Here is a 13,199-nt window from a genome sequence, read left to right as displayed (position 1 = left end):
TTCTCCTATTCAGTTTTTGAATATAAATGACATGAAACAAAATGACCCTTTTCTACTTCCATCCGTTCAGGGACCACTTTTTTACATACATCCATTACGAAGGGGCATCTTGTATGGAACATACAGCCGCTTGGCGGGTTTAAAGGCGATGGGATATCACCTGTCAGAACGATGCGTTCCCGTTTTTGATTGACTTTCGGCTGCGGAACAGCTGAAAACAATCCTTTCGTATACGGATGCAGCGGTGATGCAAATAACTGATCGGTGCTCGCTTCTTCCACTATCTGTCCCAAATACATCACCCCGATCCGGTCAGAAATATGCCGGACAACACTGATATCATGGGTAATGAATAAATAAGACAGATTCATTTCCTCTTGCAGTTCCTCTAAAAGATTCAACACCTGTGATTGAATCGAAACATCAAGGGCAGAGACCGGTTCGTCGCAGATGATTACTTTTGGATTCACGACGAGTGCCCTGGCGATGCCGATACGCTGTCTTTGACCGCCGGAAAATTCATGTGGATACCGGTAATAATGCTCGGCCCCCAGCCCCACTCGATTTAAAATATCAAATACGCGTTCCCTGCGCTCCACTTTATTGCCAATCGAATGAATATCAAGGGGCTCTTCTAAAATCTGTCCAATCCGCTTTCTCGGGTTAAGAGAAGAATACGGATCCTGGAATACCATTTGCAAATCCTTCCGAGCCTTGCGCATGTCCTGCTTTGAATGGCCGGCAAGATCCTGGCCTTGATACAAAATTCTCCCGTCAGTAGGTTCCAGCAAGCGTAAAATCGTTCGGCCTGTCGTACTTTTTCCTGAACCGGATTCCCCTACAAGTCCATATGTTTTTCCTTCGTAAAGATTCAAAGATACATCATTTACGGCTTTTACTTCCCCTTTCAGACCGCCTAAACGTCCAAATTGGCCGGTAACCGGGAAGTATTTTTTTATATGTTCTACTTGGAGGAGCGGCTGCTGTTCATCCATTGATCGAGACATCCTTTTCCTCCTCCTCTTCCATGATTTCTTTGTAATGCCAGCATCTGACCTTCTGTGTTTCACTATGAGTGATTAATTCTGGTGCTTTTTCAATGCACAGCTCAGTTGCAAATGGACAGCGGCTGGCAAACCTGCAACCTTTCGGCACATTATCCAGTGATGGAACCGTCCCTTTGATCACATGGAGCTTTTGCGAACGATCCCCGTCCAATTGCGGAATCGACTTCATCAAACTTTTTGTATATGGATGAAGCGGTTTTGTAAAAAGGTTTTTTGTATCGGTTTCTTCTACCACCTGACCAAGATACATCACGATTACGCGCGTGCATAATTCAGCTACAACACCAAGGTCATGGGTGATGAAAATGACCCCCATGTTTGTTTGGTTTTTCAGATCACGGATCAACTCTAAAACCTGCGCCTGTATCGTCACGTCTAATGCTGTTGTCGGTTCATCTGCTATTAACAATTTTGGCTGGCATGCGAGCGCCATCGCAATCATGGCACGCTGCTGCATCCCGCCGGATAATTGGTGGGGGTAATCGTTCACCCGTTTCTCCGGAGCAGGAATTCCCGTTAGACGCAGCAAATCTACCACTTTCTCTTTCGCTTCCTTTTTTGACGTCTTCTGATGCAGCAAAATCGCTTCTTGGATTTGGTCGCCAATCGTATATAACGGATTGAGCGAACTGAGGGGATCCTGGAATATCATCGAGATTTCGTTACCGCGAATTTTTTGCATTTGCTTCTTTGATAACTTCAGCAGATTTTCTCCATTAAATAGGACTTCCCCGTCATAAGAAGCTGTATATTTTTCATCAAACAATCGCATAACCGATTGGGACATGACACTTTTCCCACAACCAGATTCGCCGACTACACCAAGGATTTCCCCTTCGTGTACTTGGAAGCTGACCCCATCGACAGCTGTTACCTGCCCCCGGCTTGTGCGAAAATGAGTTTTTAAATCTTTTACTTCAAGAAGAGGTTGCTTCTTCATATTTGTCCCTCCCTTTTTCGATACGACCTATCGTTTTTTAGATGAATGCGGATCTAGAAAGTCACGCAGCCCATCGCCAAGCAGGTTTAAGCCAAGTACGGACACTACGATAATAAGCCCAGGGTACACAACCATCCACCATGCTTTGAAAATAACCAATTTACCGGCCTGCAGTATATTTCCCCAGCTTGGGTCCGGGGCCGGAATGCCCGCACCAAGGAAGCTCAGTGCTGCTTCTGAAATAATCGCTTCCGCAAATACAAAGGTGGCCTGAACGATTAATGGCGACAGCGTATTCGGTGCAATATGCCCCCAAATAATCCGGAAATTACTGGCTCCCTGTGCCTTCATCGCTTCAATATACGTCTGCTCGCGGACAACAAGTGCCGAAGACCGGACAATCCGGGCAATATTTGGCGTAAAGACAATACTTAATGCAATGATCACATTTGAAGCCGATGGCCCCAATGCGGCCATTAAAGCGATCGCGAGCAAAATTCCAGGAATCGACATGAGCCCATCACATATTCTCATTAAAATATGATCCAGCACCTTATAGTAACTTGCATAAAGGCCGATCATCATCCCTATTAATGAGGAAATCACCGTAACAGCAAGGCCAATTCCCATTGAAACACGTGCCCCGTAAACAATCCTTGTGAATAAATCCCGGCCGAACTCATCCGTTCCTAGTAAGTGTGTAGAACTCGGCGCTAGCAATCGTTCCGACACAACCATCTTATTCGGGTCATAGGACATTAAAAATGGCCCAATAAACGCGATGAAAATCAACAAGATGAAAATGACGCTGCCAAAAACCAATAGTTTATTCGACAGGAATCGTTTGAACGTTAATAATCGTTGCTCTCTTTTAAGGTTTGTTTTGATCTTTTCATACTCATTTAAGTTTTGGATTGCAGCCATTGCCAATCTCCTCTCTATTTCCGCTCTAATCTCACACGAGGATCGATAATTCCGTACATTAAGTCAACCAGCAGATTGATCATGACATAAATAATAGAAACAAATAGAACCACACCTTGGATAACCGCAAAATCTCTTCGTTCAATAGAATTGATAATCAACTGTCCGAGACCCGGAATGTTAAATATCGTTTCAACCACGACTGCACCGGTCACCAATGTCGCAAATGACTGGCCAACAACGGTTAATATTGGCAGGGACGCATTCCGAAAAGCATGCTTCAGGATGACTTTAAATTCTTTCACGCCTTTGGATCGCGCTGTTTTAATATAGTTCATATTTAAAACTTCCAGCATGGAGGAACGCGTCATTCTCGCAACAAGAGCTGCCTGGATCGCTCCTAGGGAAATCGCCGGCAAAATCAAATATTTAAAGTGCTCCAGTACTCCTGAACTGAGCGGTTTGTAACCGGCGACTGGCAGCCAGTTCAGCTTTACACTAAAAAAGAGCATGAGCAGCAAACTAAGCAAGAAACTCGGGATTGCCATTCCGACTAATGAGGCGGCCATTAGTGTTTGGTCGGTTAGTGAACCCCTGCGATAAGCGGCATAAATCCCGATTGGAATCGCAAGGATCAGAGCAACGATTTCAGCCAGGATCGCAAGTGAAAGTGTTGGTGATAGATGACTGAGTATCGCTTCCGTCACCGGTTCATTCATGAAGTACGACCTTCCTAAGTCACCTTGAAAGATGCCCGCCATCCAATTGATGTATTGCTCATGGATCGGAAGGTTAAATCCCATTTGTTCATTTAATTCTTCAATCTGTTCTGCTGTCGCTTCCATTCCTAAAATAGAAGAAGCCGGATCCCCTGGTGTTAAGTGGACAATTAAAAATATCGCGAGTGACACGACAAATAATACCGGCACTAAAGACAAAATTCTTTTGACAATATAGCCGACCAAGAAGCCCCCTCCTTTTTTACATAAAGTCATAGTCAACTAGGACAAGCGTATCCCCTGCTTATATAAAACAGGAAACCTCCATTGTTGAAATAACAATGGAGGATCATGCATCCCAGTTCATACCTTCGCTTTGCTTTTCGATTTCCCTATTATTTTTCTACTTTTGTGTTCCAAATGATAGGGTAGTCAAGGATCGTAAAGTCTTCCAGTTTATCAGATGTAGCCAATAGGCTGCTGTACTGGCCAATGACCGTAGATGGCAGATATTCATATAAATAGCCTTGCAATTCATCCCAATGCTTGCTTGCTTCCTCATCCGTTTTGGCTTCGCGGATTTTTCCGACTAGCTCTGTAACCTTCGGATCTTCCATTCCTGCCCAATCTTTTGTTAAAGCAAGTAATTGCGGTGGTGTTAGAGGATATCCATTGCTTGTAATGAATATATCCCATTGGCTATTATCATTTTTCTTTTCTAGGAAAGTTGGAAAATCGAAGTTTTCTACTTTCACTTTCATTCCTAATTCTTTTAACTGGTCTTGAACAACAAGTGTCGCTGAATACATTTCGTTATAGTCACTTGTTGTAAGCAGCGTAATTTCTTCTCCATTATAACCTGCTTCTTTTAGCAGCTTTTTGGCCTTTTCTACATCGCCTGCGTTGTACTTATCTTTTCCATTATTAGTTGCCCATTGTTTTTGGTCAGGGTTCATGTATCCAGCGCCCAAAGAATATAACTCTTTGTTGGCAAAAGCACCTAACATGACATCATCCATTTTCAATCCCGTTTGAATTGCTTCGCGCAGCTTCACATCTGCCAGAGGTCCTTCAACCGTGTTGTAGAAAAGGGTTAACGTTCCGCCCTTGACTGTATGAAGCTTCACATTATTGGCTGATTCGAGTTGCTCATAGTTTTCAATTGGTATACTATTCGCGAGATCATATTCCCCGGTTTGAATGCCGGCAATTCTTGTGGAAGGATCCGAAACAAAATGATAGTACACGTCTTTAATGAACGCCTCTTTCTTTCCGGCCACGCCGCTTGGCTTTTCATCAAGGGCTTGGTAATCATCATTTTTAACTAGATGAATGTATTGGTCTTGCTTCCACTCGTTAAATTTATATGGACCTGTTCCGACATATTCTTTCACTCCTTCAGCAGGAGCGGATTCGATAATCTCTTTTGGCATGATGGCCGGGAACTGTGATTGGGCCGCCATCATGATCAACACATCAGAATAATTTTTTGGCAATGTTAATACAACCGTATTCTCATCCTGAACTTCAAACTTCGCGTCTTTTAATAGCACTTTTGCTTTTGGCGACTTTTCCAGCCAGCGATTCATCGACGCCTCAACGTCTTCCGCCGTCATGACTTCCCCATTATGGAAGGTAACCCCTTCTCTTAAATGGAATGTATACGTCTTTCCGTCATCACTCGTATCAATCGATTTGGCCAGCATTGGCACTGGCTCATAATCTTCATTTAATGTCACGAGCGTCTCAAATATATTTCGTGAAATATCCAAGGCTACTTGTGATACAGTTGTCGCCGAATCCAAAGTTGGCGGCTGTGCCGTCATCGCGATATCAACTTTTTCTTCATATTCTTTTTTAGCAGACTTCCCTGCATCGTTTCCGTCTGAATTGCCTGATTTGCTGCTGCAGCCGGCAATAACAAGGACTGCCATCATGACAAAAATCAGCAAACTCAAATGTTTCTTCATTCTTGCTCCCCCTCTGGTGAACTATGTATATTTTATCTTATTGCTACATTCATAAAAGCTAGTTAATTTAATCCCTACTTTCTCAATTGGTTTTATGGGACAAGAAAAATCATATGTGATTTTTCTATTCTTGTCAATGAATACAATTACTTTTCTCCTATATTGAATACTCGGGCTTTCGACAAAATGTGATAGAAAACTAACCCCGGTTAGAAATGGCTTGGTGTTAATATTGATATATGAAATCTCAGTAAGGAAAATGTAGGGGGAATTTTTTTGAAAACGGGTATTCTCTTGTACGACCATTTCAGCGAATATGAACTATCCGTTGCTTTATCCGTTTTAAGGCAAGGCACTCAAGAAATCGTGACAATTGGTCTAAGTGACGATCAGGTAGCAGGAGAGGCGGGATTAACATGTGTCCCGGATTCAATAATTGATAACATCGATGTGAATGAATTAAATTGCCTTGTGCTTCCCGGCTGTGATGTTATGGCCACTTAAAAGATGAAGCACGCCTCTTCTCCTTTATTCGCCAGGTTGAGAAACAAAATTCGGTTGTAGCCGCCATTTCGAGTGCCCCTTTTTTACTGGCAAAGGCAGGAGCACTTGACAATCACCGGTTTACAGTCGGTTTTACCCGGGAGCAGCGTGATTTCATCGGGATATTCAATGAAACAAATTACAAAGATTCACCGTGGGTCATAGACGGAAAGATCCTGACTGCAAAAGGACCATTCTTCAGAGACTTTGGGATACAGCTCGGCAAAATGCTCGGATTGGAGTTTGATTCGGGTTGGTACCAGTAACATGGGCCGCTCCTTATCTTAAGCATGCACATAGCCATTTCTAGTCGATTGTTGCATATACAAAAGAGGGGCTGTCACAGAAAATCAGGTTCTTCACTGACTTTCTGGACATCCCCTAAATGTATTTTTTCCATTTAGTGCGACGAAATCGGGGCCCGGTTCGATTTGCTTCTGGCTACGATTGTTCGCTGTAATACGATAAACAATAACAGCAGGGCTCCGATGGCAATCTTTGTCCACCAAGAACTTAACGTTCCTTCGAACACGATCACTGTTTGAATGATACCTAGAATCAACACCCCGACAACGCTCCCTGCTACATACCCTACTCCTATTGTCAGCAAAGTGCCGCCGATTACAACAGCTGCAATCGTATCAAGCTCCAATCCATTTGCATGAAGCCCATACCCAGATAACATGTAAAATGTGAAAATCAAACCAGCGAGGGATGAGCAGAACCCGCTGATTGTATAGATCATAATCTTCGTCTTCCCGACCGGCAATCCCATTAATAAAGCAGATTGTTCACTTCCTCCCAACGCATAAACATTGCGGCCGAACTTTGTGTAGTGGGCGATAAAAATCGCTGCCATGACCACTGCGAGCGCGATGATGGCACTGCTGGAAATAAAATTCCCTCCCCCTAAAGGGATGCGGGTGCTGGCCATGAAATTAAAAAATGGATGATTGATCGTAATGGATTCCACACTAATGAGATAGCAAAGTCCTCGCGCAAGGAACATGCCTGCAAGTGTGACGATAAATGGCTGCAGCTGAAAGTAATGAATGAGACAACCCATACATAAGCCGAGTACTGTGCCGATAGTTAAACTAATCGGGATCACAAGAAACGGAGAAAGTTCCGCATTCATTGTTAAACTGGCTGCCACCATACTTGTTAACGCAATGACTGAACCGACAGAAAGATCAATGCCTCCGGATAAAATAACAAATGTCATTCCTACGGCTACAACAATTAAGAATGCATTATCGATAAATAAGTTTAAAAAAACCTGCATGGTGAAAAAACCTGTATATCGAAATGAGCCAAAGAGAAACATCAAAACGAATAAGCCGATCGTGGCTGTCAGCGGAAGATGTTTAGAATCTGCGTGCAGTTTTTTTATCATAAGGATACACCCTCGCTTTTCCTGACGGTCCTTTTCGCTGCAAATCCGCCAAACACCTTGCTTCTAAACTCAGGTGATTGTAAGAGACAAACGATTAATACAACGACCGCTTTCACGATCAGGTTGATTTCCGGTGCAATGCCGATCGAATAAATCGTCGTTGTTAAGCTTTGAATGATCAAAGCGCCAATTACTGTCCCCATTAAGTAAAATCTGCCGCCGTTCAGTGAAGTGCCTCCTATCACTACGGCTAAAATGGCATCCAGTTCATACCAGAGGCCGGCATTGTTTCCATCCGCACTGGCCACATTGGAACTTAAGATCAATCCGCCGATCCCTGCGCATAAACCGGAAAAAGTATATACCATCAGGACAATATTTTTTGAATTGATTCCCGAAAGGCGGCTTGCTTCCGGATTGATTCCGACTGACTCAATAAACAATCCCATTGCTGTTTTTCTCGTTAAAAAGGCTGCAATTGCCAACACCACTGCCACAATAAAAATCGATAGTGGCAATTTAAAGAGATGCCCGCCGCCGATAAACGTATAAGGATTATAATAAACCGTCATAATTTGCCCATCTGTGATCAATTGCGCGACACCTCGTCCGGCAACCATTAAGATTAAGGTTGCCACAATCGGCTGAATGCCAATTCTGGAAACGAGCAGACCATTCCAAAGACCCGCTAAAACAGAAACCCCAACAATAGAAGCAATTGCGATCCAGAGCGGGCCTAAACCATCGCCGCTCGCTCCGCTGACCGTCATCGCGCCAACCGCGCCGGCCATCGCAATGACTGAACCGACCCCCAGGTCAATTCCTTTTGTCGCGATCACAAGCGTCATGCCGATCGAAACAAGTAATAACGGAGCCCCCCGGTTCAATATATCGATGAGACTGCCTGTTAAATAGCCATTTTTCACTTCCACGGAAAAGAAGCTTTTATCAAAGAAAAGATTGATCAATAAAATCATCATCAGGACGACAATCGGCCAAAACAATTTCGATTTCATTGTGTCATCCCTCCAGCCATGGACTTCATTATGTCCGTTTGTGTAATCTGCCCATAGTTCTCAAGCTCTTCCACCTTTTGCCGGTCCCGCAACACCAAAATTTTTTGGCATGTCCGAAGCACCTCTTCAATTTCTGAAGAAACGAATAAAATAGATTTCCCCTCTTTGCTCAATGTAATCATCAGTTTTTGTATTTCTGCCTTTGCCCCGACATCGATTCCTCTTGTCGGCTCATCCAAAATCAGGAAATCAGGGTTGGTAATCAACCACCTTGCCAGCAATACCTTCTGTTGATTGCCGCCGCTTAAATTTTTTATATACTGCTCAGGGTTAGGCGGATTAATATTCAATAATTTGATATATTCATCGGCAATTTCAACCTGGCGCTTCTTCGGAATATACCGAAACCAGCCCTTTGTACCTTGCAGGGCTAAAATCATATTTTCCCGGATGGTTAAGTCACCTATGATTCCCTCTGTTTTTCGGTTTTCTGAACAAAAGGCGATACCATTTTCAATCGCTTGTTCAGGATTGGCAAGGTTTGTCTTTTTGCCCTTAATCATGATTTCACCTGAATCTGCCTTATCTGCACCAAACAATAATCTGGCTAATTCTGTTCTTCCAGACCCGAGGAGCCCAGCGAGACCGACGATTTCACCTTCATGTATATCGAAATCAAAAGGCGCTATTTTCCCCTTTTTCGATAGATTGCTGCCTTGCAGGAATAGGCTTTTGCTATTGATCTCAGCGCTGCTTTCTCCCACATTGTTTTCCAGCTCATTCAGTTCTTTGCCTATCATCTTTGATACTAAATCAAGCCTGTTTATTTCCTTTGTCTTGTACTCACCAATCCACATCCCATTTCGCAAAACCGTTAACCGGTCCGTTATTTCATAAATTTGTTCAAGAAAATGACTGACAAAAACAATTGCCAGGCCCTCTTTCTTCAAATTGCGGATAACCTGAAATAATTGCTTCACCTCATTTTGGTCAAGACTTGATGTCGGCTCATCCAATATGAGCACTTTTGCAGATACTTGAAGAGAACGGGCAATCGATATCATTTGTTGGATGGCGACAGAGTAAGTTGAAAGCTGTTTCGTGACATCAATCTCCATGTTTAACCGTGTTTTCAGCAACTCCTTTGCCTGGCGGGTCATTTCCTTCCAATGGAGCCGACCCCTTTTTTTAATTTCCCGGCCGATGAATATGATCTCAACGACCGATAGATTCGGGCATAAATTTACTTCTTGATAAACGGTGCTGATCCCTAAATTTTGTGCTTCCAAAGGACTCGCAACTTGGATCGGTTTTCCTTCCAACGTAACAGAGCCTCTATCAAATGCGTAGACACCGGTTAAAACCTTAATTAACGTTGACTTCCCTGCCCCATTTTCTCCCATTAAAGCGTGTACCTCACCCGGATATAGCTTTAACTGGACATCTGACAAGGCTTTCACTCCCGGGAACTCCTTTGTTATTCCTTCCATCAGTACGATAGGATCTTTTCCCTCCATGCCGTTGCCTCCTGACCGCTATGTTAAAGCCACTAGTAATAGTAGAATACTACTACCCCTAGCGGCTTCTTTGTTTGCTAATTTACTCTCTGTTTAATACTCGCGGGTTGGGAGAAGTTCTTTCGCTTGATCCATCGTGTACATGCTTTCTTCTACAGAAACACGCTTTGGAATTTCTTCTCCGGCAAAATACGCTTCAATTAAATCAACCATTTGCGGACCAAATAGCGGATTACACTCAATTGTGACGTTCATCTTCCCTGCAGCCATTGCCTCAAATGCCCCTTTAACAGCATCTACGCCAATAATTGTAATATCCTCGCCAGGCTTTAACCCGTACTCCTCAATGGCTTGAATTGCTCCGATCGCCATATCATCGTTATGGGCGTACAACACATCAATATTATCGCCATCAGATTTCAAGAACGCTTCCATCACTTCTTTCCCTTTTGCACGTGTGAAGTCTCCCGTTTGCGACTTAATAACTTTAAATTTATCATGACCCTTAATCACTTCTTCAAATCCTTTTTTACGGTCGTTCGCTGGTGCAGAACCAACTGTTCCTTGAAGTTCAACAATATTGATATCTCCAGCTTCTTCAGCCATTTCCTCAACCAGCCAATTTCCAGCTTTTTTTCCTTCATCAACAAAGTCTGAGCCTAGAAACGTGACCCAGAGCGAGTCATCATCAATATCAACCGATCTGTCAGAAAGGAAGACGGGAATGCCCGCGTCCTTCGCTTCCTTCAGGACTGTTTCAAATCCTGTTTCCACAACTGGAGAGAAGACGATTGCGTCAACCTTTTGTGCGATAAACGATCGGATGGCCTTAATCTGATTTTCCTGTTTTTGCTGGGCATCCGAGAACTTCAGCTCATGGCCGGCATCTTTGATGGCATTCTGCATCGATTTTGTATTCGCGGTTCTCCACTCACTTTCAGCACCGACCTGTGAAAATCCGATGACCAGCTTACCGCCAGACTTGGAATCTCCTGAACCATTCTCAGAACCTTTGTCCCCTGAACTGCCTTTAGAATCCGATCCTCCCCCGGTCCCCGATGAACTGCAAGCTGATAAAAAGAGCATAAAAGCCACCATCAGAAGTAAAAATATATTTCCTTTTAACAGTTTCCTCATTCTTTTACCCCCTTTTTTCCATTCAAAAGTTAATTTGAATTTGTATAGCCTAATTATAAAGCGTTTACATAAGGAGGTGAATAGATTGATTTTTGAAAAAGTTGCACAATTATTCGGTCGCCACGAACAATATTGTAAGATTTTTTGAAAGGGTGTAATTACTTCAGTCCCACATATAACATGATCTATAGTAATATAGATTCAAGAAGTGGGAGTTATAGAATGACAGGACATCCAAAATTAGCTAACCTTTCATTGCGGAAAAAATTGATCCTCGTATTTATGACCATTCTTTTATTGCTCGCAGCAATAAACTGCGTACAAATTTACCTCTTCCTTGGATATGTCCGGCAATATAATGCCATGATGGAAACCATTACGTTAACGAATTCAATCAATGGGATCCTTAAGCAAAAACTCGATGAGGAAATCAGGGATATTGCTTATGGAAAGGTCCTTTTTGAAAATGGCACTCAATATGATCTGCTCAATAATATGGTTAAAAACCTGGATGCCCTTGAAAAGGATGATAAGAAAAGACAGTTTACGAAGGAAATTTCTGAGGTTCGTCAAACGGTAACAACAACGAATGAGTACATTGACAAATTGGGCGAGCAAATTCAAGGAAATGTCGCGGCCGATTCGCGAAATATCACCTATGAGTACATTACCATTCTTACAGACCTCATTGATGAAAAAGTCCAAGCCCTTCTGCAAAAAACTCTTGTGGCAAAAAGCCAATCAAAAAATCTGATTAGTGAAAATTTAAAGAGGGACATCACCATATACATTTGCTCCTTTATCGCACTAATCGTGATTTCTTTATTATTCGCCATATTTATATCCGGCAGTTTTGTTAAACCGATTCGTAAATTAGGGCAACAGACAAATGAAATTGCGAAAGGAAACTTAACAATCGGAGCGATTGAAAATCCTGCCCAAAATGAAATAGGTGAACTCTGCCGTTCCTATAATCGAATGTTTCAAAACCTGAAGGACATTATTATAAATGTAAGAAACACAAATGATTTAGTTGTTTTAACATCAAAGGATATCCATCAAAGTATACTGGAGAACCAGCAAGCTGGAGAGGAAGTGGCAGTGGCGACTCAAACCATTTCCATCAATCTGCAAAATCAAGATCTCGTCATCCAACAATCCGTTTCAACATTTGAACACCTGCTTTTAAAGTTTAATGAAGCATTGGAAAAGTTGAATAAGATCAGCCATCACTCCAATGAGACCACTCTTATTATTGCAGAACTCAACAGAGAGCTCTCCAACTTCACATCCCACCACGAGAAAATAAACCGAACCAGCCAAAAAGTGGACGGCGCAGCAGATGATATTCAAAAATTATCGAAAGAAATGCATGGTTATATAAGCTTAAGTAAGCTGGCTGCCCGTGAACTCCGTATCTTGGCTCTTACACTCATAACTGAAATTCCCAAGGAGCTCGCAAATGAAAAAGTGGAGAGCGCCCTCTCCCGCATAAAAGAAGTTTCCGATGAGATGGAAAAGAGTTCACATGACTCCGACAGCCGCAGAAACGGGATCCTGCGGCTAACTGCCTCAATCAGAAAACAAAATGCCGGGATCCTTAAAGAAAGTCAACTTAGCAGAAGAAGAGCGGATGAAGTAATAACCAATAACTTACTGCCGCTTCAATCCATTCACCACAGACAGCAATACAAAATGGACAGCATTAATCAGGACATGCACGAGGCTTTTGACCAAATGCTGACTGTTCAGCAAATCGTCTCAAACATTGAGCAGAATTCCCAAATTATTAGTTCAGAAGTGGCCAGAATCGCAGCAATGGGGGAGGAACAACTGACAACCTTTGAGGAAGTATCCGATGCCTCCTATAAACTCGTAAATCGGATTCAAGAAATGAAAAATAGCATCCGGCAATTTACATTATAGCTATACTGCCATTCAATATTAAATCATTGACAGGTCGGATAAAA

12 protein-coding genes are annotated in these 13,199 nt (G+C 42.8%); 3 read left to right on the top strand and 9 right to left on the bottom strand.

Annotation, left to right across the window (positions count from 1 at the left end; genetic code table 11):
• Positions 1-5: 5 nt before the first annotated feature.
• The 5 genes from AC0TWI_RS07595 to AC0TWI_RS07575 all read right to left on the bottom strand — a co-directional run bounded on the left by AC0TWI_RS07595 (position 6) and on the right by AC0TWI_RS07575 (position 5,620).
• Positions 6-1,007, bottom strand: a complete 1,002-nt coding sequence (locus AC0TWI_RS07595; protein WP_488125735.1) for an ABC transporter ATP-binding protein — start codon at positions 1,005-1,007, stop codon at positions 6-8.
• Complete coding sequence (locus AC0TWI_RS07590; protein WP_488125734.1) at positions 988-2,007, bottom strand: ABC transporter ATP-binding protein; 1,020 nt, start codon at positions 2,005-2,007, stop codon at positions 988-990. The genes AC0TWI_RS07595 and AC0TWI_RS07590 overlap by 20 nt, the downstream gene beginning before the upstream one ends.
• A gap of 27 nt (positions 2,008-2,034) precedes the next feature.
• Complete coding sequence (locus AC0TWI_RS07585; RefSeq protein WP_488125733.1) at positions 2,035-2,931, bottom strand: ABC transporter permease; 897 nt, start codon at positions 2,929-2,931, stop codon at positions 2,035-2,037.
• A gap of 14 nt (positions 2,932-2,945) precedes the next feature.
• A complete protein-coding gene (locus AC0TWI_RS07580) occupies positions 2,946-3,896 on the bottom strand; it encodes an ABC transporter permease (RefSeq protein ID WP_488125732.1) in 951 nt (316 codons plus the stop codon).
• Positions 3,897-4,045: 149 nt separating this feature from the next.
• The gene (locus AC0TWI_RS07575; RefSeq protein WP_488125731.1) at positions 4,046-5,620 is read right to left on the bottom strand and encodes an ABC transporter substrate-binding protein; all 1,575 of its coding nucleotides are present in this window, start codon (positions 5,618-5,620) and stop codon (positions 4,046-4,048) included.
• A 276-nt stretch (positions 5,621-5,896) separates the two neighbouring features.
• On the opposite strand from AC0TWI_RS07575, the gene AC0TWI_RS07570 reads away from it, so the two are divergent.
• Positions 5,897-6,124, top strand: coding sequence for a DJ-1/PfpI family protein (locus AC0TWI_RS07570; RefSeq protein ID WP_488125730.1), 228 nt, complete (start codon positions 5,897-5,899; stop codon positions 6,122-6,124).
• A 26-nt stretch (positions 6,125-6,150) separates the two neighbouring features.
• A complete protein-coding gene (locus AC0TWI_RS07565) occupies positions 6,151-6,429 on the top strand; it encodes a DJ-1/PfpI family protein (RefSeq protein ID WP_488125797.1) in 279 nt (92 codons plus the stop codon).
• Positions 6,430-6,563: 134 nt separating this feature from the next.
• Here AC0TWI_RS07565 and yjfF read toward each other — a convergent pair whose 3' ends face one another.
• The 4 genes from yjfF to AC0TWI_RS07545 form a co-directional block, all read right to left on the bottom strand.
• The gene (gene yjfF / locus AC0TWI_RS07560) at positions 6,564-7,559 is read right to left on the bottom strand and encodes a galactofuranose ABC transporter, permease protein YjfF (protein WP_488125729.1); all 996 of its coding nucleotides are present in this window, start codon (positions 7,557-7,559) and stop codon (positions 6,564-6,566) included.
• Complete coding sequence (locus AC0TWI_RS07555; RefSeq protein WP_488125728.1) at positions 7,556-8,575, bottom strand: ABC transporter permease; 1,020 nt, start codon at positions 8,573-8,575, stop codon at positions 7,556-7,558. Before AC0TWI_RS07555 ends, yjfF begins: the two co-directional genes overlap by 4 nt.
• The gene (locus AC0TWI_RS07550; RefSeq protein WP_488125727.1) at positions 8,572-10,092 is read right to left on the bottom strand and encodes a sugar ABC transporter ATP-binding protein; all 1,521 of its coding nucleotides are present in this window, start codon (positions 10,090-10,092) and stop codon (positions 8,572-8,574) included. The genes AC0TWI_RS07555 and AC0TWI_RS07550 overlap by 4 nt, the downstream gene beginning before the upstream one ends.
• Before the next feature lie 93 nt (positions 10,093-10,185).
• Entirely contained in the window at positions 10,186-11,229 is a 1,044-nt protein-coding gene (locus AC0TWI_RS07545; protein WP_488125726.1) for an ABC transporter substrate-binding protein, read from the bottom strand.
• Between the two features lie 222 nt (positions 11,230-11,451).
• On the opposite strand from AC0TWI_RS07545, the gene AC0TWI_RS07540 reads away from it, so the two are divergent.
• Positions 11,452-13,155: a HAMP domain-containing protein gene (locus AC0TWI_RS07540; RefSeq protein WP_488125725.1), complete on the top strand. Its 1,704-nt coding sequence runs from the start codon at positions 11,452-11,454 to the stop codon at positions 13,153-13,155.
• The last annotated feature ends 44 nt before the right edge of the window (positions 13,156-13,199 follow it).

The organism is Lederbergia sp. B243.17 (assembly GCF_057657925.1).
This window is presented reverse-complemented; position numbering and strand designations above follow the sequence as displayed.

Bases quoted from the DNA above. Each gene is read 5' to 3' on its own strand.
- AC0TWI_RS07590 (WP_488125734.1), bottom strand. From the start codon at position 2,007: ATGAAGAAGCAACCTCTTCTTGAAGTAAAAGATTTAAAAACTCATTTT.
- AC0TWI_RS07595 (WP_488125735.1), bottom strand. From the start codon at position 1,007: ATGTCTCGATCAATGGATGAACAGCAGCCGCTCCTCCAAGTAGAACAT.
- AC0TWI_RS07545 (WP_488125726.1), bottom strand. From the start codon at position 11,229: ATGAGGAAACTGTTAAAAGGAAATATATTTTTACTTCTGATGGTGGCT.
- AC0TWI_RS07575 (WP_488125731.1), bottom strand. From the start codon at position 5,620: ATGAAGAAACATTTGAGTTTGCTGATTTTTGTCATGATGGCAGTCCTT.
- AC0TWI_RS07540 (WP_488125725.1), top strand. From the start codon at position 11,452: ATGACAGGACATCCAAAATTAGCTAACCTTTCATTGCGGAAAAAATTG.
- AC0TWI_RS07555 (WP_488125728.1), bottom strand. From the start codon at position 8,575: ATGAAATCGAAATTGTTTTGGCCGATTGTCGTCCTGATGATGATTTTA.
- yjfF (WP_488125729.1), bottom strand. From the start codon at position 7,559: ATGATAAAAAAACTGCACGCAGATTCTAAACATCTTCCGCTGACAGCC.
- AC0TWI_RS07585 (WP_488125733.1), bottom strand. From the start codon at position 2,931: ATGGCTGCAATCCAAAACTTAAATGAGTATGAAAAGATCAAAACAAAC.
- AC0TWI_RS07550 (WP_488125727.1), bottom strand. From the start codon at position 10,092: ATGGAGGGAAAAGATCCTATCGTACTGATGGAAGGAATAACAAAGGAG.